Annotated in this window: 21 protein-coding genes and 3 tRNA genes; 12 read left to right on the top strand and 12 right to left on the bottom strand. The window is 52.8% G+C overall.

Annotated features, from left to right (window positions below):
- Positions 1-33: 33 nt before the first annotated feature.
- Positions 34-109 (bottom strand) — tRNA-Val (locus tag SGR01S_RS17035).
- Between the two features lie 292 nt (positions 110-401).
- On the opposite strand from SGR01S_RS17035, the gene gltX reads away from it, so the two are divergent.
- A complete protein-coding gene (gene gltX / locus SGR01S_RS17025; RefSeq protein WP_061808078.1) occupies positions 402-1,817 on the top strand; it encodes a glutamate--tRNA ligase in 1,416 nt (471 codons plus the stop codon).
- A 68-nt stretch (positions 1,818-1,885) separates the two neighbouring features.
- Here gltX and SGR01S_RS17020 read toward each other — a convergent pair whose 3' ends face one another.
- Positions 1,886-2,671 (bottom strand): formate/nitrite transporter family protein, encoded by a 786-nt coding sequence (locus tag SGR01S_RS17020; protein ID WP_061808077.1) that lies wholly within the window; start codon positions 2,669-2,671, stop codon positions 1,886-1,888.
- Positions 2,672-2,978: 307 nt separating this feature from the next.
- Between SGR01S_RS17020 and SGR01S_RS17015 the strand changes: the two genes are divergently transcribed.
- Positions 2,979-3,054 (top strand) — tRNA-Ala (locus SGR01S_RS17015).
- A 60-nt stretch (positions 3,055-3,114) separates the two neighbouring features.
- A tRNA-Ala gene (locus tag SGR01S_RS17010) sits at positions 3,115-3,190 on the top strand.
- Positions 3,191-3,308: 118 nt separating this feature from the next.
- Here the strand turns inward: SGR01S_RS17010 and SGR01S_RS17005 are convergent.
- A complete protein-coding gene (locus tag SGR01S_RS17005) occupies positions 3,309-4,496 on the bottom strand; it encodes a NupC/NupG family nucleoside CNT transporter (protein ID WP_037423734.1) in 1,188 nt (395 codons plus the stop codon).
- Between the two features lie 378 nt (positions 4,497-4,874).
- Here SGR01S_RS17005 and SGR01S_RS17000 point away from each other — a divergent pair, with 378 nt between their 5' ends.
- Complete coding sequence (locus SGR01S_RS17000; RefSeq protein WP_037423730.1) at positions 4,875-6,107, top strand: Nramp family divalent metal transporter; 1,233 nt, start codon at positions 4,875-4,877, stop codon at positions 6,105-6,107.
- Between the two features lie 44 nt (positions 6,108-6,151).
- Here the strand turns inward: SGR01S_RS17000 and SGR01S_RS16995 are convergent, their stop codons facing one another.
- Both SGR01S_RS16995 and mgrA read right to left on the bottom strand, forming a co-directional pair.
- Positions 6,152-6,562 carry a DUF2502 domain-containing protein gene (locus SGR01S_RS16995; protein WP_073963471.1) on the bottom strand — a complete coding sequence of 137 codons (411 nt, stop codon included), beginning with the start codon at positions 6,560-6,562 and terminating at the stop codon, positions 6,152-6,154.
- Between the two features lie 230 nt (positions 6,563-6,792).
- Positions 6,793-7,782 (bottom strand): L-glyceraldehyde 3-phosphate reductase, encoded by a 990-nt coding sequence (mgrA, locus tag SGR01S_RS16990; protein ID WP_061808076.1) that lies wholly within the window; start codon positions 7,780-7,782, stop codon positions 6,793-6,795.
- A 240-nt stretch (positions 7,783-8,022) separates the two neighbouring features.
- Between mgrA and SGR01S_RS16985 the strand changes: the two genes are divergently transcribed.
- Positions 8,023-9,684, top strand: a complete 1,662-nt coding sequence (locus tag SGR01S_RS16985) for an alpha-keto acid decarboxylase family protein (RefSeq protein WP_061808075.1) — start codon at positions 8,023-8,025, stop codon at positions 9,682-9,684.
- Here the strand turns inward: SGR01S_RS16985 and SGR01S_RS16980 are convergent.
- Positions 9,660-10,550: a LysR family transcriptional regulator gene (locus SGR01S_RS16980; RefSeq protein ID WP_037423721.1), complete on the bottom strand. Its 891-nt coding sequence runs from the start codon at positions 10,548-10,550 to the stop codon at positions 9,660-9,662. The genes SGR01S_RS16985 and SGR01S_RS16980 overlap by 25 nt on opposite strands.
- Positions 10,551-10,707: 157 nt before the next feature.
- On the opposite strand from SGR01S_RS16980, the gene SGR01S_RS16975 reads away from it, so the two are divergent.
- Together SGR01S_RS16975 and SGR01S_RS16970 are read left to right on the top strand one after the other, a co-directional pair.
- The gene (locus tag SGR01S_RS16975; RefSeq protein WP_037423717.1) at positions 10,708-11,160 is read left to right on the top strand and encodes a multidrug/biocide efflux PACE transporter; all 453 of its coding nucleotides are present in this window, start codon (positions 10,708-10,710) and stop codon (positions 11,158-11,160) included.
- A gap of 66 nt (positions 11,161-11,226) precedes the next feature.
- The gene (locus tag SGR01S_RS16970) at positions 11,227-11,919 is read left to right on the top strand and encodes an aspartate/glutamate racemase family protein (RefSeq protein ID WP_037423714.1); all 693 of its coding nucleotides are present in this window, start codon (positions 11,227-11,229) and stop codon (positions 11,917-11,919) included.
- On the opposite strand, the gene SGR01S_RS16965 is transcribed toward SGR01S_RS16970, so the two are convergent.
- Positions 11,916-13,163, bottom strand: a complete 1,248-nt coding sequence (locus tag SGR01S_RS16965) for an ion channel protein (RefSeq protein WP_061808074.1) — start codon at positions 13,161-13,163, stop codon at positions 11,916-11,918. The genes SGR01S_RS16970 and SGR01S_RS16965 overlap by 4 nt on opposite strands.
- 340 nt (positions 13,164-13,503) lie before the next feature.
- Here SGR01S_RS16965 and glk point away from each other — a divergent pair, with 340 nt between their 5' ends.
- A complete protein-coding gene (glk, locus tag SGR01S_RS16955; RefSeq protein ID WP_115185219.1) occupies positions 13,504-14,469 on the top strand; it encodes a glucokinase in 966 nt (321 codons plus the stop codon).
- Positions 14,470-14,533: 64 nt separating this feature from the next.
- Here glk and SGR01S_RS16950 read toward each other — a convergent pair whose 3' ends face one another.
- Positions 14,534-15,760 carry an L-lactate MFS transporter gene (locus SGR01S_RS16950; RefSeq protein WP_061808072.1) on the bottom strand — a complete coding sequence of 409 codons (1,227 nt, stop codon included), beginning with the start codon at positions 15,758-15,760 and terminating at the stop codon, positions 14,534-14,536.
- A gap of 397 nt (positions 15,761-16,157) precedes the next feature.
- Here SGR01S_RS16950 and SGR01S_RS16940 point away from each other — a divergent pair, with 397 nt between their 5' ends.
- Positions 16,158-16,490 carry a DUF2502 domain-containing protein gene (locus SGR01S_RS16940; protein ID WP_061808070.1) on the top strand — a complete coding sequence of 111 codons (333 nt, stop codon included), beginning with the start codon at positions 16,158-16,160 and terminating at the stop codon, positions 16,488-16,490.
- Between the two features lie 10 nt (positions 16,491-16,500).
- Here the strand turns inward: SGR01S_RS16940 and SGR01S_RS16935 are convergent, their stop codons facing one another.
- From SGR01S_RS16935 to SGR01S_RS16925, 3 genes are all read right to left on the bottom strand, one after another.
- On the bottom strand, positions 16,501-17,235 hold the full coding sequence (locus tag SGR01S_RS16935) for a LytR/AlgR family response regulator transcription factor (protein WP_061808069.1): 735 nt from the start codon (positions 17,233-17,235) through the stop codon (positions 16,501-16,503).
- Positions 17,232-18,923: a sensor histidine kinase gene (locus SGR01S_RS16930; protein ID WP_037423770.1), complete on the bottom strand. Its 1,692-nt coding sequence runs from the start codon at positions 18,921-18,923 to the stop codon at positions 17,232-17,234. Before SGR01S_RS16930 ends, SGR01S_RS16935 begins: the two co-directional genes overlap by 4 nt.
- Positions 18,924-19,031: 108 nt before the next feature.
- A complete protein-coding gene (locus SGR01S_RS16925) occupies positions 19,032-20,276 on the bottom strand; it encodes a DUF1479 domain-containing protein (protein WP_061808068.1) in 1,245 nt (414 codons plus the stop codon).
- Between the two features lie 188 nt (positions 20,277-20,464).
- On the opposite strand from SGR01S_RS16925, the gene SGR01S_RS16920 reads away from it, so the two are divergent.
- The 3 genes from SGR01S_RS16920 (at position 20,465) to SGR01S_RS16910 (ending at position 22,997) form a co-directional block, all read left to right on the top strand.
- Positions 20,465-21,004, top strand: coding sequence for a GNAT family N-acetyltransferase (locus tag SGR01S_RS16920; RefSeq protein ID WP_037423693.1), 540 nt, complete (start codon positions 20,465-20,467; stop codon positions 21,002-21,004).
- A 121-nt stretch (positions 21,005-21,125) separates the two neighbouring features.
- Complete coding sequence (gene alaC / locus SGR01S_RS16915) at positions 21,126-22,361, top strand: alanine transaminase (RefSeq protein WP_061808067.1); 1,236 nt, start codon at positions 21,126-21,128, stop codon at positions 22,359-22,361.
- Between the two features lie 111 nt (positions 22,362-22,472).
- Positions 22,473-22,997, top strand: a complete 525-nt coding sequence (locus tag SGR01S_RS16910) for a cytochrome b (protein ID WP_061808066.1) — start codon at positions 22,473-22,475, stop codon at positions 22,995-22,997.
- Positions 22,998-23,064: 67 nt separating this feature from the next.
- On the opposite strand, the gene ypdK is transcribed toward SGR01S_RS16910, so the two are convergent.
- The gene (gene ypdK, locus SGR01S_RS24245; protein ID WP_104410986.1) at positions 23,065-23,139 is read right to left on the bottom strand and encodes a membrane protein YpdK; all 75 of its coding nucleotides are present in this window, start codon (positions 23,137-23,139) and stop codon (positions 23,065-23,067) included.
- Positions 23,140-23,344: the final 205 nt, after the last annotated feature.

The raw sequence follows: 23,344 nt of genomic DNA, 5'->3' as shown, positions 1-23,344 counted from the left end.
TCATTCTTCTCATTTCTTACTGCTTCAACAAGATGGTGGGCGATGACGGGCTCGAACCGCCGACCCCCTCCGTGTAAAGGAGATGCTCTACCAACTGAGCTAATCGCCCCGTCTTGTTGGAGTCGCATTATAGGGATAGTTGAAAGTGAGTCAACGGTTTTTAAAATGATTTCAATCGTTCGCCGCAAATTTAAACAGGATGCGATATTTATAACCTCCAATGCTGATTCTTTGCACATTGTTATGGGAAAAGCGTTTCAGAGAGAACGAAATCAGGCGCAGCAATATCGTGTCGGCGTTGAGGAATTAGCGCGTGGTGATACAATGTTGCCCACTTTTTTAAATTCCGAGCAATCGTCGGCAACCGCTGACACGCGTTGCGTAATAAGGCAGTGAACCCAATGAAAATCAAAACCCGTTTTGCACCGAGCCCTACCGGCTATCTTCACGTCGGTGGCGCCCGTACTGCGCTTTACTCCTGGTTATTCACTCGCCATGCAGGCGGTGAGTTCGTTCTGCGTATCGAAGATACCGATCTGGAACGTTCCACTCAGGATGCGATCGACGCAATTATGGATGGCATGAACTGGTTAAACCTGGATTGGAACGAAGGTCCGTACTTCCAGACCAAGCGTTTTGACCGCTATAACGCGGTAATTGACGACATGCTGGTGCAGGGTACCGCCTATAAATGCTATTGCTCGAAGGAACGTCTGGAAGCGCTGCGTGAAAAGCAAATGGAAAACGGCGAAAAACCGCGTTACGACGGTCATTGCCGCGACAGCCAATGCAGCCATACTGATGATGAGCCACACGTGGTACGTTTCCGTAACCCGCAGGAAGGTTCAGTTATCTTCGATGACAAGATCCGTGGCCCGATCGAATTCAGCAACCAAGAACTCGATGACCTGATCATTCGTCGTACCGACGGTTCACCGACTTATAACTTCTGCGTCGTGGTAGACGACTGGGATATGGAAATCAGCCACGTGATCCGCGGCGAAGACCACATCAACAACACCCCGCGCCAGATTAACATTCTGAAGGCACTGGGCGCACCGGTACCGGAATACGCGCACGTTTCGATGATCCTGGGTGACGACGGCAAAAAACTGTCTAAACGTCATGGCGCAGTAGGTGTGATGCAGTATCGCGACGACGGCTATCTGCCGCAGGCGTTACTGAACTACCTGGTGCGTTTGGGTTGGTCCCATGGCGACCAGGAAATCTTCTCTATTGATGAGATGAAAGAGTATTTCACTCTGGAAGCTATCAACAAATCTGCCAGCGCTTTCAATACAGAAAAGCTGCAGTGGCTGAACCACCATTACATTAACCATATGCCTGCTGAAGAAGTTGCAGTGTATCTGGCGTGGCACATTGAACAACAGGGTATCGAAACCCGTAATGGTCCTGAGCTGAAAGATATTGTTAAGCTGTTGGGCGAGCGTTGTAAGACTCTGAAGGAAATGGCTGAGTCTTGCCGTTACTTCTACGAAGACTTCAGCGAGTTTGATGCTGACGCGGCCAAAAAACACCTGCGCCCGGTTGCACGTCAGCCGCTGGAAGCTGTACGTGCCAAATTGGCTGCTATCACTGCCTGGACGCCAGAGAACGTGCACGATGCTATTCAGGGCACGGCTGATGAACTGGGTGTTGGTATGGGCAAGGTCGGCATGCCGCTGCGCGTAGCGGTCACAGGTGCAGGCCAGTCGCCGGGCATGGATGTTACCGTACATGCAATTGGTCAGACACGTTCTCTGCAGCGTATTGACCTGGCGCTGGCTTACATTGCCGGACGTGAAGCTCAGGCCTGATAGTTTCTGAGCCTGTAAATCAAAAAAGCCCCGTGGAGCTATCCCGGGGCTTTTTTTATCTGTGTCGATTAGGCCTGTTCGCTGGCAGGAACGGCGGGGCGGTAAGCGAGGAAATACATCAGACCAACGAAGCCAGCACCTCCCAATGCGTTACCGAGAAATACAGCGGTAAAGTTGGGCAGATATTGGCTCCAGCTCATACCCCCGGCAAAGATAGCTGCGGGGATAATAAACATGTTTGCCACCACGTGTTGAAAACCAATAGCCACAAAGGCCATCACTGGGAACCACATGCCAATCACTTTGCCCGGTACGTCTTTGCTGGCAAAGGCCAACCATACTGCTAAACACACCAGCCAATTGCAGCCGACGCCGGAAATGAATGCGTGCAGGAAATCGGCATCTACTTTGGCTTGCGCGATGGACAGAGTTTTCTGCAGGAATGCGCCCTCTGTCAGGCCAAGCAAGTGACCAAAGAAATAGGCGACAGCCACGCTGCCGACGAAGTTGGCCAGCGTGACCCAGAACCAGTTGCGCAGAATGGCGAAAAACGAAATCTGGCGAGCAAACCAGGCTATGGGTAACGTCATCATATTACCGGTCAGTAACTCACCACCGGCCAGAATGGTCAGGATCAGCCCAATCGGGAAGACGGCTGCGCCCAGTAATGCGCCGAAGGAACCCCACTCGGTAGGTAAAGTGCCGATAACGTGGATATCCAGCAGGAAGCCGGTAGCGATAAAGGCGCCGGCAAGAAAGCCCAGAATAAGCAGATTGGCGAGTGATGCTTGGCTTTTGTTTACGCCGGCCTGAATGGCTAGCGCAGCGATTTCTTTTGGTGAATGCAACGACATAACTGACTCGGTTTATAGTTGTGGAATTTACGACGGGGGCAGTCTATGCCTGTGGGGCGGGTGACTCAAGCGTATTTCGCTAACATTTAGTTAATTAAAAATCAACACAATGGCTGGGGTTTTTTGGTTTTTGTGATGTGGCGCTTGCTGCGACTGGTTTTCACTCATAAGGGCGATTTTTTAGTGTGAAACGCGCTGATTTGGCGGCTTTTTCAGCGCTTGACTGAGGAATTCAATTTAGCCGTTGACAGTGTTTCAGGGGTTTCATATTATGCGCCCCGTTCACAGGATTTTGTGATTGTGGATTGGGGCTATAGCTCAGCTGGGAGAGCGCTTGCATGGCATGCAAGAGGTCGACGGTTCGATCCCGTCTAGCTCCACCAACCTTTATCTCAGAAAGGTTGGGGTATACCGTAACGCCGGTTAAAGCGTACCACTTTTGTGGGGCTATAGCTCAGCTGGGAGAGCGCTTGCATGGCATGCAAGAGGTCGACGGTTCGATCCCGTCTAGCTCCACCACCATTTGAAAAGCCGACCTTAGGGTCGGCTTTTTGCTTTCTGTCCTTCCTGCCTTATGTTGAATTCCAGACAATAAAAAAGGCCGCCGAAGCGACCTTTGTGTCATAGGGGGTTTGGATTAGCCCAGAACCAGGCCTGCGATGGATGCAGACAGGATGCTGACCAGCGTAGAACCATAAACCAGCTTCAGACCGAAGCGAGACACCACGTTGCCCTGATGCTCATTCAGCCCTTTAATCGCACCGGCAACGATACCGATGGAAGAGAAGTTGGCGAAGGAAACCAGGAACACTGACAGAATCCCCATGCTGCGAGGAGAGAGTTCAGCAGAGACTTTCTGCAGTTCCATCATCGCTACGAATTCGTTGGAAACCAGCTTGGTCGCCATGATGCTGCCAACCTGCAACGCTTCGTGCTTAGGAATACCCATAATCCAAGCGAATGGATAGAAGAAGTAGCCCAGGATTTCCTGGAAGCTCAGGCCAAAAATGGCGCTGAACAGGCCGTTGAGCGCGGCGATCAGGGCGATAAAGCCGATCAACATCGCTGCAACGATAATAGCTACCTTGAAACCAGCCAGGATGTATTCACCCAGCATTTCGAAGAAGCTCTGGCCTTCGTGCAGATTGCCCAGATGCAGTTCTTCTTCTTTACTGGTGTCGTACGGGTTGACCAATGACAGCACAATAAAGGTGCTGAACATGTTCAGAACCAGTGCCGCGACCACAAACTTGGCATCCAGCATCGTCATGTAAGCACCAACGATGGACATGGAAACCGTAGACATCGCGGTTGCCGCCATGGTGTACATACGCTTTTCTGACATCTTGCCCAGAATATCTTTATAGGCAATGAAGTTCTCAGATTGGCCCAGGATCAGTGAGCTCACGGCGTTGAACGATTCCAGCTTGCCCATACCGTTTACTTTTGACAGTACGGTACCAATAATCCGGATGATAAACGGCAGTACTTTAATGTATTGCAGAATACCGATCAGCGCGGAGATGAAGACGATTGGGCACAGTACCTTCAGGAAGAAGAAGGCCAGACCTTTATCACCCATGCCGCCGAATACAAACTCAGTCCCTTGCCCAGCAAACCCGAGCAGCTTGTCAAACAGCGCTGCGAATCCTTTTACAAAGCCTAAACCCGCTTCCGAATGCAGGAAAAAATAGGCCAGCAGTACTTCAATAACCAACAGTTGAATAACGTAGCGAATGCGGATGCTTTTACGATCGCGGCACACCAAGAGTGCCAGGATCGCGACCACCACTAACGCTAACGCAAAGTGCGCAATATGGGACATGTTTGCTCCAAACTTGAGGCAGGCTGAATTTCGGATGTCATTTTATGTAACGCCACGTTTAAAAACGAGAGCTCTATTGCAAATATGGAAAATCATAGTGGGAAACGTCTTAAAATAGTACGGTAAAGTATAAAAAATCAATAGGTTAATGAATGCATATGAAATTCCTATTCATGCATAAATTCGATTATAAGCCCTTTTGTGCTCTGAATTCGGCTCGGCAGAGTGCGGAAAATGTTCATCTCTAACCGAAACCTTTCGTTAAACCCGTAGTTTTCCTCTATTACAGAGATAAGTATTACCGCCCTAAATGCACTTGATAATTATTATCATTTACATAAGATAACCACAGGCTTATTAGAAGTAAGGGTTCAGAGTATGCTGAACAGTCGTGTGGCTGAGAGTCCTCAAGGCTCATCCAGAAAAATCAAACTTTCTCTGATGGGGCCCGCATTTATAGCGGCTATCGGCTATATCGATCCTGGCAACTTCGCCACCAATATCCAGTCCGGTGCCTCTTTTGGGTATACCTTGCTCTGGGTGGTGGTGTGGGCCAATGTCATGGCGATGCTGATCCAGCTGTTGTCTGCCAAACTGGGTATTGCCACGGGTAAAAACCTCGCGGAGCATATTCGCGACCGTTTTCCTCGTCCGGCTGTCTGGGCCTATTGGGTACAGGCGGAAATCATTGCGATGGCAACCGATCTGGCCGAGTTTATCGGTGCGGCAATCGGTTTCAAACTGTTGTTGGGCGTTACCCTATTGGAGGGGGCGATCCTGACAGGTATTGCCACCTTTCTGATCCTGATGTTACAAAAACGCGGCGAGAAACCTTTGGAATGGGTGATCGGCAGCCTGCTGTTGTTTGTCGCTTTGGCTTATATGGTGGAACTGGTGTTTTCCCAGCCGCAGTTAGGGCCGCTATTAAAAGGCATGGCGATACCGGACTTGCCGAATGGCGATGCGGTATTTCTGGCTGCTGGTGTGCTGGGTGCGACCATCATGCCGCATGTCATTTATTTGCATTCATCGTTAACTCAAACCGCAGGGGAAAACTCAAAGGCCGATCGTTACGCTGCAACCAAGGTTGACGTTGCTATTGCCATGACTATTGCAGGTTTTGTTAATCTGGCAATGATGGCAACAGCCGCCGCAGCTTTCCACTTTAATGGTCACAGCGGGATTACCGATCTCGATCAGGCCTACGTGACGCTACAACCGTTGCTGGGCCAGGCGGCGGCGACTATCTTTGGGCTGAGCCTGGTGGCTGCCGGGCTGTCTTCCACTGTGGTGGGGACATTGGCGGGGCAGGTGGTGATGCAAGGCTTTGTTCGCTTTTACATCCCGCTGTGGGTGCGCCGTGTCGTCACCATGTTGCCGTCGTTTATTGTGATTATGTTGGGGATGGATGCAACGCGTATTCTGGTGTTGAGCCAGGTGCTGCTGAGTTTCGGTATTGCACTGGCGTTGGTGCCGTTGCTGTCGTTCACCGGTAATCGTGAGTTGATGGGCGAGATGGTGAACAGTCGCGCCATACAGACTGTGGGTAAGTTGATCGTGGTGGTAGTGGTGGGGCTGAACGGTTATCTGCTGATCACTGGCCTGCTGTGAGCACCGATTAAATGAAAGGCCGGCGCAATGCCGGCCTTTTACTGTCAGTCATCGTGGTCGCCATGATCATGGTGGCGATGATCACGATCATCGTGACGTCGATCCTTCCAATCGTGCTTATCATGATGCTTATAGTAGTGCTTATCGTATTTACGGTAGCGCCCTTCATGATAGTAATAATTTTTGCGCCAGTAATCGTTGTCACGCCAGCGATAACCGTCCCAGTAATACCCTCGGCGGCTACGGTCGCCCAGATATCGGCCTTGGTGGCCTTGCCACCAGTCGCGGTCGCGCCAGTCGTAGCCGTCCCAATAACGGCCGCGGTTGTCTTGTTCGCCTATGCGTAATGAAACGCCTGGCATCAAATCGATACTGATACCCTCAGCCTTTGCCTGCTGCATGGCGGGTACAGTTGATACCACCAAGAGGGCGGCCAATAACAGAGGTTTAAACATGAATACTCCTTTCCGCCGCAGCGGTTTGGCCGGTTTTATCGATAATGAAGCGCGTTCATCAGTTTATAAAACAGCCTTATAGTTTTACCTGCAATATTGCCATATTACCCGTTGCGGATAGGGTTGAATCTTAGAGGGATTCTGAAAAGCGGGGCGGGAGGAGTGATTTAAGATTTGTCTGTCGTCGTGGGGTTATCGCCGGTGTCTATTCCGGCGATAACTGTAAGCGATTACATTAATATCTGTTCAATTTGAGCGATTTCACCTTCGCTGAAGGTGCGGTTGCTTAGCATGCCAACGGCGTCTTCAATCTGGCTGGTTTTACTGGCACCAATCAGCACGGAAGTGACACGATCGCCACGCAATACCCAGGCCAATGCCATCTGCGACAGCTTCTGCCCACGCTGCTGCGCCAGCGCATTGAGCTGGCGAACTTTCTCCAGTTTTTCTTCCGTGAGTTGTCCAGGTTGAAGAAACTGGCTGCTGCTGGCGGCGCGTGAGTCTTGTGGGATGCCATGCAGGTAGCGATCGGTTAGCAGGCCACCGGCCAGCGGTGAAAAGGCAATGGAACCCACACCGTGCTCTTCCAACGTACCCAATAATTCGGGTTCAACCCAACGCTCGAATAGCGAGTATTTGGGCTGGTGGATGACACAGGGTGTGCCTAGCCTTTGCAGAATACTGAACGCCTGGCGCGCACGGTCGGCGGGGTAATTCGATAACCCTATGTAGAGCGCCTTGCCCTGTCGTACCAGCAGATCCAGTGCGGTCATGGTTTCTTCCAGTGGCGTATCCGGGTCTGGGCGATGGTGGTAGAAGATGTCGACGTACTCCAGCCCCATGCGCCGTAGGCTTTGATCCAGACTGGCAACCAGGTACTTTTTCGAGCCCCAGTCGCCATAAGGACCGGGCCACATGGTGTAACCGGCCTTTGAGGCGATAATCAGTTCATCACGCCAGGGCTTCAAGTCTGCGTTAAGAATACGACCGAAATTCTCCTCGGCAGAGCCGGGGGGCGGGCCATAATTGTTGGCCAAATCAAAATGTGTGATGCCGTGGTCGAACGCGCAGTGGATCAGTTTACGCGCATTGTCGTACAGCGTCGTGTCACCAAAGTTGTGCCATAGGCCCAGTGAGATTGCCGGGAGTTTTAGACCGCTGCGTCCGCAGCGGCGGTATTCCATACTTTGATACCGTGAAGAATCAGCCTGGTAGAGCATATGAACCCTTTTCAGCAGTGATGAAATGAATTTTAGTGTATGCGCTTTCACTGTTTTTGTCAGAGCTCTTGATCACGCTTGGCTGGCTACGACTAACACAGTTGATGGGGATTTATTATGAGTGTCAGGGATGGGATGTAACGCAGGGTTGCCAATTGCCTTTTAAGCGTAAAGCTCGAAATTCGTGCAACATCTTCGATACTTAATAATAACAATCACAACCATTGGCAGGTGATGATCATGAATAAAAACTATACGGTGGCTGATTACCTACTCGATCGTTTGGCTCAGATCGGCATCCGGCATTTCTTTGGCGTGCCTGGCGACTACAATCTGCAGTTTCTCGATCACGTAATCGCTCACCCGCAGATCACCTGGGTGGGATGCGCTAATGAACTCAATGCTGCTTATGCCGCAGATGGTTATGCGCGTTGTAAACCGGCGGCGGCTTTGCTGACAACTTTTGGTGTCGGTGAACTCAGTGCGGTCAACGGCATAGCGGGCAGCTATGCGGAATATCTGCCGGTGATCCATGTCGTTGGTGCGCCGGCGTTACGTGCGCAGCGGGCTGGGGATTTACTGCACCATTCGCTGGGTGACGGGGATTTTGGTCATTTTGCTCGGATGGCGAAAGAGGTGACTGTCGCGCAAGCCAGTCTCACCGCCGACAACGCAGAGTCGGAGATCGATCGCCTGTTGACCACCGCGTTGTTTGAGCGTCGTCCGGTCTACTTGCTTCTGCCGAGTGAGGTGGCAGAAGCGCCGTTGGCGTCCCGACCAACGCCGCTCATGTTGAGGCAGGCTAATCTTTCACAGGCATCACTGCAGGCATTTATCGCGGCCGCACGTGAAATATTGCTTCCTGCCCGCCGGGTTTCGCTGTTAGCAGATTTTTTGGCAGAACGTTTTGGTGCTGAAAGGGTGTTGGAACAATGGATGGCGGATGTCGACATGCCGCATTCGACGATGCTATTGGGAAAAAGTGTGTTGGATGAAACGCATGCCTGCTTTACCGGCACCTATGCTGGTGCGGCCAGCGATCCACAGGTGAAACAACTGATTGAGAATGCGGACGTTGTCATTACCGTCGGCGTGCGTTTCACAGATACCATTACTGCTGGTTTCACTCATCATTTGCCCGCGGAGAAATGTATTGATATTCAGCCATTTGAAGCACGAGTAGGGCATCAGGTATTCAGCCAGATCCCGATGCATGATGCGGTTATAGCACTACACCAGTTAACGTTGTCGCTGGTAAAACAATGGCAATTACCGACTATCCGGCGCCCAACCTTGCCGGAACCTAACGGTACGGGGTTGGAACAACACGGTTTTTGGCAGCAGATTCAGCATTTTTTACGACCAGACGATATCCTGATCGCCGAACAGGGCACCGCGTGTTTTGGCGCGGCGGCGCTTAACTTGCCTCACGGGTGCAGGTTTATTGTCCAGTCACTGTGGGGATCTATCGGTTATACCCTGCCAGCGGCGTTCGGTGCACAAACAGCGGTGCCGGATCGGCGAGTGGTGTTGTTGATCGGCGACGGTTCGGCGCAGCTCACGGCGCAAGAACTGGGATCGATGCTGCGCGATGGGCTAAAACCGGTGATCTTCCTGCTGAATAATGACGGGTATACCATTGAACGGGCAATCCATGGCCCACAGCAGCGTTATAACGATATCGCTCAGTGGAACTGGACGCAGCTGGCGCAGGCATTGGCGGGTGAACATCCGGTGAAAACGTTACGGGTCACCGAACCGGAACAGTTACGTCAGGCTTTAAAAGAGTTAGCGGACAATCAGCAACTGGCTTTTGTGGAAGTGGTGCTGCCGAAGATGGATATTCCCGAATTGCTGGATACCATCTCGCGCGCGATTCAGTCGCGTAATGCGGCGGCTTGATCTTGATCGCTTTCCAGTAGCCGTTCCAACATCCAATACCCCGCCGGTCCTGGCGGGGTCAGTTTTGACCAAACCGCATCCACCGATATCAGCTTGGGCCAGCCGCGCGGACGTAGCTCGGTAAGTTTGTTATGACCATATTGCTGAACCAGCCAGTGCGGCAGTACCGCCCAACCGAACCCTTGCTCTGCCATTTCCAACAACAGCAGATAGCTGGGCGCGGACCATACCAGACCGCCGGAGCGGGCGGTTTCAGCGCCGGTATAGGTGTTCAAGATAAGTTGACGCGTACTGGAGAGTTGTTCAGGTGTTGGTGTGACAGTCTGTGCCAATGGGTGCGTATGTGCGATGAACAATCCCATTTCTGTCTGTTCCGGCAGCCGTGCAAAACCGATATCCGGCGGATAACTGGCCTGCACTTCAACCATGCCAATATGCGCGCGACCACTTTGTAACAGATCTAGCACGTCGCCGTCTTCGGCGATCATCCACTCCAGTTCGATATCCTGATAGCGCTGTTCGAAACGTTGCATAAGTCGGTCATGATGCTTCGGCTGATAGGTATCTGAGAACACCAGGCTGAGACGTGGCTCGATATTGCCCGCCAACCTAATACTCAGTGCGTCCAACCGCTCGCTGGCGGCGAGGATTTCCTGCACATGGCTCAACACTTTATGACCGGCCGCGGTCAATACCGGTTGGCGCGCCTGGCGATCAAACAGGATTAGCCCAAGATCGGCTTCCAGATTGGCAATAGCAGTACTGATGGTGGACTGGCTTTTGCGTAGCTTGCGTGCGGCGGCAGAGAACGAGCCAAGGGCGGCGGCCTCGACAAATGCCAGCAAGGCTTCAGGGGAATAGCGCATGATGTATCTACTTTATCGATGGAACCTATCTTTAATCTAATCAAAAAGTCGATAATAATCACCTGGTTTTCGTAGGGGGCGAATAAATTCGCTCCTATTAATACGGGCGCGGCTTGCAGCGCCCCTACAAATTCATAAGGTAAAAAACAGGTGATGTATGCAACTGCAAAACAAGTCTTTCATTGAACGTATCGTCCACGCCGTCGGTTTCGAAGCCATCGCAGTGATGATCTGTGCCCCATTGGGCGCGTGGTTGCTAAACCGTTCGATGGTACAGGTCGGTGCGTTGGCGGTGATGTTGTCCACCGTCGCCATGGTATGGAACATGGTTTATAACACTGTTTTTGACCGCCTGTGGCCAGTGGGCCGCGTGGTGCGTAATCTTAAGGTGCGGGTGTTTCATGCCCTGGGCTTTGAGGCCGGGTTTGTGTTGATCGGCGTGCCGATTGCTGCCTGGATGCTGAGCATTTCTTTTGTGCAGGCGTTTATGCTGGAACTTGGTTTCTTCCTGTTCTTTTTGCCGTACACCATGTTCTATAACTGGGCGTACGATACCCTGCGTCAGCGCTGGTTCGACGCGCGTCAGCCGGTCAATTCCTCGGCCAAATAAGACGTCGTCATCACTGCGACTCTCAGGTAATGTTGAATAATTGCAGCAATGACGGAGGAGCAAGCGATGAAAATATTGGGCCTGCTGGGCGGCATGAGTTGGGAATCAACCATACCTTATTACCGCATGATCAATGAACAGGTGAAAGAACGCCTTGGTGGTCTGCATTCGGCCAAAATCGTGCTCTACAGCGTTGACTTTCACGAGGTTGAACGCCTGCAGCATCAGGGCGATTGGGATGGCGCGGGGCGTTTGTTGGCTGCGGCGGCAGCCTCGCTGCGTGCCGCCGGTGCGCAGGCCATCGTCATTTGTACCAACACCATGCACAAGGTGGCGGATGCGGTTGAGCAGGCCAGCGATTTGCCGTTGATTCATATCGCCGACGCCACGGCATTGCAGGTGCGCCAACAGGACATTCGCCGCGTTGGGCTACTCGGCACGCGTTTCACCATGGAGCAAGAGTTTTACCGTGGACGCTTGCAGGAAAAACACGGTATTGAGGTGGTAACTCCAGTCGCGGCGGATCGTGACATCGTACATCGCATTATTTATGAAGAATTATGCCTGGGGAAAATTCGCGAGAGCTCGCGTTCCGAGTATCGCCGTATTATCGGCAGCCTGGAACAGCAGGGCGCACAAGGCATTATTTTCGGTTGTACTGAGATTGGCTTATTGGTTGGCGCGCAGGATGCGTCAGTGCCGGTATTCGACACCACCGCAATCCATGCGCGCGCTGCTGCGGAATACGCGCTTGCCTAATCGTCGTGTGGCGTTTGGCGTCTGCCAACAAGCATCAGTGGTTTGCCCGCCAGCACCAGCCAGGCGGGCAACATCACCACACAGAGTATGGGCAGCAGGTGCAGCTCCGGTACAACGGCAACGGCCATAAACAGGCTGAGCCAGCCGTCACGCGTGACCACCAACACCAACCCCATAATGGCGCAGGAAACGGTAATCGCCGCCGGTACCGCCGGAACATGCTGATGCAGCATCAGGCCCAGCGCCACCCCGACAAACACCGCCGGGAAAATACGCCCACCACGAAAGCCGCTGGCGGCAGCAATCACTAGAGCTGCCAGCTTGGCCAGTGTAATCAGCAGCAGCTCCGTGACCGAGAAATTCTCACCCATCGCCAACTGCTTCATTTCATCAAGCCCTTTAAACAGGGTGATGTCGCCGCCGATTAACGCCAGCAGCCCGAGCACAAAACCGCCTAACCCCAGCATCAGCACCGGATTTTTTATCGAGTGGAACAGACGGTGGGCGTGCGGAAAGCTCCATAGCGCCACCATGCCCAGCGCGATGGCGATCAGGGCGACGATGGAACCACTGAAAATATCCGTCAGCCGGGTGATGGTGTACGGATCAAGCTGCAGGGCAAAGTTTGGCGTGAAAAACAGTTGAGTCGTGACCGCACCGGCCGCCGCCGCCATTAACGGGGCAAATAGCCGATCCCACAGCGGCACGTCATTATTGCCCGCAAGCGTTTGTGAAAAGATCAGCGCAGCGGCAACCGGGGTACCGAACAGTGCGCCGATGGTGCCGGCCGCGGCCAGAATAATCCAGTCCATGCGTGGGACTTTCGGTAGCAGGCGCGAACCGATTGCCACCACCAGCGCAATATTGATGGCGGTGATCGGGTTTTCCGGCCCCAGACTGACACCACCCACCAGGCCAACGATCAATGCCAGCGTAAGACCGGGCAGTGCCGAAAGCGGTAAGGGCATGCCGATCAGCGATTCAGTGGCCGGATCCGGTCCCGCATGGCCAGGCATATAACGGATTATCAGCCCAACGGCGACACCGGTCAGCGTCAGAATACCGATCAGCCACCAGGGCGAATGAGTATCGATATTCATAGCCGCAGGAATATTCACCCACAGCAGCCGCTGCAGCGCATCGGCGAATTTCATCACCAGAATGAGGACCAGGCTTGAGGCCGAACCGATAACAAGAGCGGGCAGAGCGAAAGCCAACATGGCATTGGCGCGCGGGTGCAGCATGCAGGGATCCCTTATCAATGGCCCTGGATGGCAGGCCGAACGGGTGATGGTTATGGCCACAGCGTGCCAGACAATCGGCACGCTGGCACGCAAAGATATTTCTGGCTGGGCGTGGAGGGCACAGCCGGTTAATAGTGCCTTTCTGTCATGTCGGTTAACAGTGATCGCGGCGCGTTTTTTGCCGCAATTTGTTTCAAATGGGTCAGGGAAGGGTTGGCTGAAACGTTTTTTGTGATCAAGATCGCTAATGGATGGCCGCGCAGAGGATGGTGATTGTTGTTTTTGCAACGGGATTTTACAGTGTGGGCAGCTTTCTATTATTCATTTTGCGGAGAAGATACTGATGACTTATGCCCTCGTAGGTGATGTAGGCGGCACGAATGCCCGTCTTGCGTTGTGCACTGTGGCGACGGGTGAAATTACCCAGGCGAAAACCTATTCCGGTCTGGAGTTCGACAGCCTGGAGGCCGTGATTCGCCAATATTTAAAAGAGCAGAATATCCAGGTACAGGACGCCTGTATCGCGATTGCCTGCCCGGTCACCGAAGACTGGGTGGCGATGACCAACCATACCTGGGCATTCTCAATCAAAGAGATGAAGGCCAATCTGGGACTGAGTCATCTGGAAGTGATCAATGACTTTACTGCCGTATCGATGGCGATCCCGATGCTGTCGCAAGACGACGTATTGCAGTTCGGTGGTGGCAGTGCGCAGAAAGACAAGCCGATTGCGGTGTATGGTGCCGGCACCGGTTTGGGGGTGGCACATCTGGTACACGTTAATCGTCGCTGGGTCAGCCTGCCGGGTGAGGGCGGTCACGTCGATTTCGCACCGAACAGCGAAGAGGAAGATATTATTCTGGAAGTGTTACGTGCTGAAGTCGGGCATGTATCTGCCGAACGCGTGCTATCCGGGCCGGGATTGGTCAATCTCTACCGCGCTATCGTCAAGTCAGATAACCGTCTGCCAGAAAAGCTGGAGCCGAAGGACATTACTGAGCGCGCACTGGCCGATAGCTGCATCGACTGTCGCCGTGCCCTGTCGTTGTTCTGCGTTATTTTGGGGCGTTTCGGCGGCAACCTGGCGCTGAACCTCGGCACTTTTGGCGGCGTTTACATTGCCGGTGGCATCGTGCCGCGCTTTATGGAGTTCTTCAAAGCCTCTGGTTTCCGTGCGGCGTTCGAGGATAAAGGGCGTTTCAAGGATTACGTGCACGATATCCCGGTATTTATGATCACCCATGGACAACCCGGTTTACTGGGGGCTGGCGCTCACCTGCGCCAGACGCTGGGTATGCATTTGTAAGCGAAAACAGTGATAAAAAAAGGGGCGCAACCGTTAAGTTGCGCCCCTTTTATCGCTCAAGGGATTAGGCTTTGGCTAGCTCCGCCTGCGAGAAGTGTTCTTCTTCCTGCGCGACGGCTTTCGGTGCCTTGATGAACAGGGTGATAGCCAGTGAAGCAACGGACAGTACACCAATCACCATAAAGGTCGCGTGGAAGCCGCCGAAGTATTTAGCGACAAACGAACCGGCCAGTGCGCCCAGACCGAAGCCCTGATAGATGATGCCGTAGTTTTTGCTGTGGTTTTTCAGGCCGAAGAAGTCTCCGACAATCGCTGGGAATACGGTGATGTTGCCACCGAAGCAGAAGGCGACGGCGCCGACGCAGATGAAGAACAGAGTGTGGTTGAGGGTGAGGAAGCTCAGCGCCACAATCGCCAGCACGGTAACCAGCATGGTGAAGCTGATGACGCGCATACGGCCCACTTTATCTGACAGCGTACCCAGAATGATACGTCCCGCGGTGTTGAAGATAGCAACAGCAGATACGGTATTGGCGGCAGTCGCTAAATCCATCCCCGCGAGTTGAACGCCCATGTCTTTCACGATACCAATCAGGTACAGACCGCTCATGCAGGCAGCGAAGAAGATGATGAACAGCAGGTAGGCTTCTTTGGTCGCCAACATCTGACGTACGCTGAAGTCATTGCCCAAGCCACCTGCGCTTTGCTGTGCAGACTGGCTTACCAGGACCGGCTCTTTCAACAGCAGGGAGCCCAGTACAATCAGCGCCATCACAATGGCACCCCAATAGAAGAAGGCGGACGAGACACCAACGTCGGCAATCAGTGCGGCGTTAACGTATTTGAACAACAGGCTACCGCTACCGAAAGCACCCACTGAGATGCCGGAGATCAGTCCCTTGTTGGCCGGGAACCATTTGATCAGGTTAGACAGGGTAGAGATGTAAGCAATACCGACCGCAAAACCGACCACCACGCCGGCCAGCAGATAAATCATATCCAGTGAGCTGACGTAGGCGCTGGCAATCAGACCCAGGCCAACCAGGATGCCTGAGCACAGTGTCAGGTTGCGGATACCGAAACGCTCTTGCAGTTTACCGGCAAACAGCGTGGCGAAAGCCAGGAAGAAGCTGGTGATGGAGAAAGTGGTCGCGACGTCGCCGAGGCCCCAGTGAAACTTGTCGACCAACGGCTGGTTGAACAGGCTCCAGGTATAGATAGTACCGAGGCCCATCTGACAGATGATGGTACCCAGAACGATTAAGCTGCGATTTGCCGGTTTGGTGTTCATGGCCGGGCTCCTTCCTGTGTGTGCATTGCCGGGCGTTAGCCGTTGGCTGAAATTTGCGGGCGATGTCGTGAACCCCGCGGTATGGGCATATTATATGGCTGGTAGTACCAGCCGGCGGCGGATCGGGAATGAGTTGCACGAAGCAAGGAATGAAATGCATCTGGTGGTGCATGAGTTGCCGTTTTAGGGGGTAAAAGGGGATGAAATGCACCTGATGACACGTGATCTATATCAAGAATGTTAGCGATTTATCGCTAATCTCCTCGTCACGATTGTGTTTGAATTGTGAAGGATGTGTGTGAAAGGCGTAAATGGGCATTGTTCCTATAGAGCGGCGGGTGGCGCAGATCTATGTTATCTGCGAACGGACGGGTTCCGCTCTGTAGGAGTCGTTGAAATGAAGAAAACAGTGTTGTTATTGGCCGCGTTGCTGTCACTGCCGTTGGTGAGTCATGCGGACGTATCTATCGGCGTGAATGTGCCAGGTCTGTCATTGCACATTGGCGATCGTGATAACCGTGGTCATTATTGGGACGGTTACCGCTGGCGCGACCCTCGCTGGTGGTCTGAGCATCGGGTTTATGAACGCCCGCGCGGTTATTATTATGGTCCGCCACCACGGGTGATTTATTACGGCCCGCCACGGCGTGAATGGCATGATCGCCCGCATTACCGCATGCCACCGCCACCCCCTCCGGGCTATTACTATGGTCCTGGACCGCGCTGGTAATCTCTGGCGATCATAACCGCATGAGTTTGCGAAACTCTTTGACTTTACTGCGGCTGACTGGCACTTCGAAATCCAGGTCACTCAGCCGCAGAATATAGGTATTGTTGAACCAAGGCACAATTTCGCGAATTTTCGACAGATTGACACAGTAAGAGCGGTGACAGCGGAAGAAATGCTCTTCAGGCAGGCGGCTGTAAAACTCGGTGAGGTTCATCGGCATCACAAATTCTTCGCGCCGGGTGTAGACCCGCGTCACTTTTTCATCGGCAGCGGCATAGTAGATGTCGTTAATGTCGGTAACGATAATCCGTTCGTCTTTGATCAAATTAATGCTGTTACTGTTGCGGCTTGGTGCACTGGTTTGTTCCGGTAGACTTGCGGGACGGTTATGCAGTGCCTCCAGCTTTTGCAACATGGTGACGATTCGCGCTTCGTGATAGGGCTTGAGGATGTAGTCAAACGCCTCGATTTCGAAGGCTTCTACCGCATGCTCTTTGTAGGCGGTGATAAATACAATCGAAGGGCGGTGGGCAAATTTACTGATGTTTTGCGCCAACAGAACCCCATCCAGCGATGGGATGTTGATGTCGAGGAAAATGGCATCGACCTGATGGTTTTGCAGGTACTTCAACACGTCCAATCCATCCTCGAAGGTGGCTTCGATGACGATATTGCTGTGTTTTTTGATCAGGTAGCTGAGTTCTTCCTGGGCGAGGAACTCGTCTTCAACAATGATGGCTTTCATGATGGCTCCCCGGCGGGCAGTGCGCTATTTTCCACCTGCAGTTTGCCGCCATTTTTGCTGATGTAAAAGGCAATTTCGGTACCGGGTTCGAGACGGCGAATACGCAGCCCTTCACCGTACAGTAACGATACCCGGTGATGCACGTTCAGCAGACCTATATTGTGCCCCGGCATTTCGTTGCGGGCGACGCGTTCGATGACGCTCTGATCGATACCGTGCCCTGTGTCTTTGACCGAAATTTTAACCCTGTCACCCTGGTCTTTCACTGCAATCACCACCACGCCCTTGCCTTTACAAGGTTGGATGCCGTGTACAATGGCATTCTCCACTAATGGCTGGATCAGCAGGCTGGGGATACGCACCGAAATGTCGTCATCGATGTCATAAATCACCGTCAGCTTGGCGCCAAAGCGTGCTTGTTCGATCGCGATATAGTCCTGGATCTGATGCAGTTCCTTACGGATATCGATCAGTTCGTCGTTCAGTTCCAGGTTATAACGCAAGTAGCGTGACAGATTGATAATCAGCTGCCGTGCGGTGTCCGGATTGATGCGGATCGAAGAGGAAATCGCGTTCAACGCATTAAACAGAAAGTGTGGGTTAATCTTGCTCTGCAAGGCGCGCATTTCCGCTTTATCCGCCATCTGGCGTAGATGCTCAATGCGTGACACCTCCATCTGGGTCGAGATAATTTGCGACAGGCCGACAGCCATCACTTTCAACGTATTGGTGATTTGGTGTGCATGGCAGTAGTAAATTTTCAGTGCGCCGGTCACCTCGCCTTTCTCCCACAGCGGGATCACCAATTGCGAGTGGATCTGCGGCGTGGCCGGATTTTCCAGGTTGTTTTTGATGATGATCTTACCGTGCCGGATGCTTTCCCGAGTCACCCGACTCAACCCTTCACGGCCCATCGGATAAGCTTCTTCGCCCACACCGACATAAGCCAACACCTGGTGAGTATCGGTGATTGCTACGGCGTCGGCCTGAATATCATGGCGAATGATGTCGCAGATAGTAGCCAGTGATTCGCTGTTAATATTGCGGAAATAGGGCAGCGTTTTGCGGGCGATGTCCAGTGCCAGCTTGGCCTGACGGGCGGCGATCACTTCTTTTTCGTCTTCAACGCTCTGCACCAGCAGCACGATAAGGCCGATACACACCGTACCAAGGATCATCGGTAGCGCAATCTGGGAAACAATATCCAGCCCCAGCTCGGTCGGCTTAGCCCACAACACAATCAACAACATGGTTAAGCATTCGCACAACATACCGCCGAGGATCCCGGCCCGCCAACGCTGCTCTTTTTTTACCTTCAGATTGATATACCCGGCGCTGATACCGGCAATGATGCTGGTAATCAGGCAAGGGATGGAGGTAATGCCGTCGATATCGATCAGGTAGCGGTGCACCCCGGCGATGATGCCGGTAACGATCCCCACCCAGGGGCCGAACAAAATGCCGCCAGCCATGATGGCGATCACCCTTACGTTGACCAGCGAGCCTTCAACATTGACACCGGAGTAAGTACTGAACAGCGCAAACAGCGAGAAAATAGCGGTGACCATACCCAGTTCAAGCGGCGTATGGTCCTCTTTCTGCAGCAATTGGCGGAACAACCGGGTACGGGTGAGGAAGAACAGGCAAATTAGCATCAACGCGGCGCGGTCAAACACCGCTAGCAGCATTTCAAAAAAAGGGTGCACGACAAGCTCTCGTTGCGGTGGAAATAGGAGAGAAGTATATCACAGCGTAGGGACCCGTGGCGGCCGGACGGCGCACCACGGGGGATGACGTTATTTAATGCCTAACTGTTCTTTGCCGAGCGGTGTCAGTAAGTCGATTGTGGCACGGCCAATGAAATCAACTTCGAAATCATCCGGGGCGAAATCCGGTGGTGTTTTGCCAGAAATAAAGCTGGGCAGTTGGCGTTGCAGGTAAGCATCGTTTTTCTCGCAACCCGGCGCGGCAGCGATGTACATCACGTTGCTGTCGAATTCACCGTGATGTTCGTTTTCTACGGCATGAATGACATCGCAATGCCAGAAAACAGTGTCGCCGGGCTCTAAATCAGGAATAGGGGAAATCCCACTGATCAAAAGGGGATGCCATTTCTCTGATATCGAGAGTGCACGACCGGGGGCGGCATCGCACAGATCGTCATCGGCAACGTCATCTTGTAGTGCACGCAGCAGCACATAGGCCATGGCGTTGGCGACAGGGACCAGGTTCAGTGTGCCCGCATGGGTTCGCTGCGGCGTCAGTGCCGTCCAGCCCTGAAAGGTACGGAACATCGAGCACACTGCCGGTGAAGCTATCTCACGCACTTCAGTACGGCCATCGGCGGCGAACGGGTCATAAGACTGCCAGTTGCCGGAGAACACATGACGATAGACATAGCGGAAGTTTTCATCCAGCCAACGCTCAATAGTGCCGCTGTCTACGTGCGGTGACAGGCCCAGCGATGAAGAGTTCGGTGGGCGGCGGCGAGTGCGATCGGCATAGGTCGTGACACGCGTTGGGTCAAAATGTTGTTTACCGTTACTTTCGGTTTCCCACAGGCTGTTGAGGAATACCTGTACCGCGTGCATGCGGGCGTCTTGACGTGCTTCTACCTGCGGTTTCGACCAGTAAATACCGTAAATTTGTGGCTTGCTGGCAGCCAGTTTGCCGAAATAGTTGTCTTCTGCCGCGCCTTTTAAGCGCTCGACGAAGTTGTTGCGGTCTAGGTAATTGCCGATTTCTCGGTTCCACTCAGTGGCTTTCTCGCGGGGAAATACACCACGGATGGCACAAGCGCCGCGCTGTTTGATCAGCGTTTTTTGCTGCTCGCTGACGCGTTGTTGCAGGATATCTTCGGCATCGATTTGCGGAACCGGGTTCTGACCGGCAGCCAATTCCCGGCGGATTTGTTCGACCTGCTGGCGGATATTGTCCTCCAGCGCCAAAAAGGTTTCACGGTAATTCGGTAATGCTTGTCGCAGTTGCTGTTTGACGCTTTTAATCGCGCTTGGAATATCGTCAATGCGTAAAGAAGCCATGGTGTTCTCCTCGTGCTGCGGGTGGGCAACGACGAACGGTTGTAGGGGACCGGGTAAGGCGTTATGGTTTTGTTGTTTTAACGTTAATTATTATCTGAATTTAATAGAGGAAAATAAAGGGATATCTTTCATTCGTAACTTCCTCATTTTCGTTTTTCGGAGATTTATGTTTTTAGGAGGCAAAAGCAATGAAGTTGGTCACTGAGCGCTTGACCCTGCAGTCGCTGACTGCCGACGACTGGCCGCTATTTTTACGTCTGTATCAGGATCCGCTGGTGATCCACTACATCGCCGATCCATGCAGTGAAGAGGATATCCGCAGTCGTTTCGAGGCCCGTTTACCGACCTGGGATAAGCACCTGGATCAATGGTTGTGTTTGGTGATCCGCGATAAGGCAAGCGGGCAGGCGCTGGGTATGACGGGCTTTCGTTCACAATGGTTACCCTATCAACAGGCCGAAGTCGGTTTTGGCTGTTTGCCTGAGGCACAGGGCAAAGGGTATGGCAAAGAATGGTTGCCGGCAGTGCTGGATTTTGGTTTTAACGCCTGCGGTTACCACAAGGTGACGGCCACTGTGACCGCAGGCAATATCGCTTCGCGTCGACTGCTGGAATCCTGTGGTTTTCTGTTGGAAGGCACGTTGCGTGATAACTACCAGTTGGCAGGTCAATGGCGCGATGACTGGCAGTTCGGGCTGTTGGAGCAGGAATTCAGGGGCGCTAAATAAAAATATTGTGCCGGGTATCGACAAGCCTGCCAAGGCTGAGATATGTTCAATATCCGGTCAATCTTTAGGTTGGCCAGCGTCGCTCGGATGGTCCGGGCGCTAACGTCTCTTCGAGGTATCTATGGCTGATAATAGTCCGCAACGCCGTTTTACGCGTATTGAACGTCTTCCCCCTTATGTATTTAACATCACCGCCGAACTGAAGATGGCTGCACGCCGTCGCGGCGAGGATATTATCGATTTCAGCATGGGTAACCCCGACGGGCCAACACCGCCGCACATTGTGGAAAAACTCTGTACCGTTGCACAACGTGACGATACCCACGGTTATTCCACCTCGCGCGGTATCCCGCGTTTACGCCGTGCTATTTCACGCTGGTACGCTGATCGCTACCAGGTGGAGATCGATCCCGAAAGCGAAGCCATTGTCACCATAGGGTCAAAAGAAGGGCTGGCACACCTGATGTTAGCGACGCTCGATCACGGTGACACCGTGCTGGTGCCGAATCCGAGCTATCCTATCCACATTTACGGTGCGGTGATTGCTGGTGCTCAGGTGCGTTCGGTGCCACTGGTGGACGGTGTGGATTTCTTTGGTGAGCTGGAGCGCGCCATACGTGAAACCATACCGCGCCCGAAAATGATGATCCTCGGCTTCCCGTCGAATCCGACGGCCCAGTGTGTTGAGCTGGACTTCTTTGAGCGCGTAGTCGCACTGGCTAAACAATATGATGTGTTGGTGATCCACGATCTGGCCTATGCCGACATCGTCTATGACGGATGGAAAGCACCCTCGATCATGCAGGTGCCTGGCGCCAAGGACATTGCAGTGGAGTTTTTCACGCTGTCGAAAAGCTACAATATGGCGGGCTGGCGAATTGGTTTCATGGTCGGCAATCCCGAGCTGGTCAACGCGCTGGCGCGCATCAAAAGCTACCACGACTATGGCACCTTCACCCCTCTGCAAGTCGCGGCTATCGCTGCACTGGAAGGCGATCAGCAATGCGTATTGGATATTGCAGAGCAATATCGTCAACGCCGTAATGTGCTGGTAAAAGGGCTGCATGAAGCAGGCTGGATGGTGGAAAACCCGAAAGCCTCTATGTACGTTTGGGCAAAAATTCCAGAGCCTTATGCGCACCTTGGCTCACTGGAGTTTGCCAAACGCCTGCTGGCGGAAGCCAAAGTTTGCGTCTCGCCAGGTATCGGCTTTGGTGACTACGGCGATACCCACGTGCGTTTCGCGCTGATCGAAAACCAGGACCGCATTCGTCAGGCGGTGCGCGGTATCAAAGCCATGTTCCGGGCTGACGGGCTGATCAAGCCAAGCAAAAGCAGTCCGACGGTGACCAAATAATCCTTTTGGGCCGGCGCATTCGCTCCGGCCTTTTTTCTTTCTGCTAAGGTTTTCTTCATCATTTACCCACTATCCTCTAATAAGATTTTCTTTATTTATCAGGAAGAGTGTATGGGTAATCGTTACGCGAAATCACAGATTGTTTTGCACTGGCTGACGTTACTGATGGTGATCCTGACTTACTCAGCAATGCTGCTGAAGGATTCGGTACCGGATGATATGGCGCCACTGGTAAAAAATCTGCATTTTAACTTTGGTTTGATGGTCTTCTTGCTGATGTTCATCCGGCTTGGGCTGCGGCGGCGTTATGCCACACCGCCAACCACGCCACCACTTGAGGAGTGGCAGGAATGGAGTGCCAAAATTTTCCATGTCCTGCTTTATGTGTTGTTCCTGACCTTACCGGTGCTTGGTGTTTTGGCGCTGGCTTATGGCGGGAAAGAGTGGGTATTGTTGGGATGGCAAGTTCCGCAATTTGTTACACCGAATCCGATACTGCGTAGCGTTATTAAAAGCACGCACGAAACGCTCGCCAATACAGGCTATTTTATTATTGGCGCGCATACGTTGGCAGCGCTATACCACCATTATCTGCGCAAGGATGACACCCTACGCCGCATGATGCCGGGAAAATAGCAGAAGTGCAGAAACAACAAAGGGGCGCTTATGCGCCCCTTTATCTATGTTCCTGGTCATGCCTTGGTTATGCAACCATCAGCATAAAGGTGCCAATCCATGTAACCAACATGAATGAAACGCCCATAACAAAATATTTCACTGAACAACTCCCTTTTGGAGTCCCTCGCAAGCCAATGATCCCGATTGTTGTGCTGAGTATTTTGTGGATAGATTGTGGTGATTAGGCGGATCCTTCAACATGAAGAACAACGTCCTTAACCACAGCTTATCCGGTTGTCGTGTTTCAAAGTCCGTGAGGTAAAACATGAACCACGACAGGATCGGGGCTAATGTACTCCCAATAT

It is taken from the genome of Serratia grimesii NBRC 13537, assembly GCF_001590905.1.
In the GTDB taxonomy this organism is placed as follows: domain Bacteria; phylum Pseudomonadota; class Gammaproteobacteria; order Enterobacterales; family Enterobacteriaceae; genus Serratia; species Serratia grimesii.
This window is presented reverse-complemented; position numbering and strand designations above follow the sequence as displayed.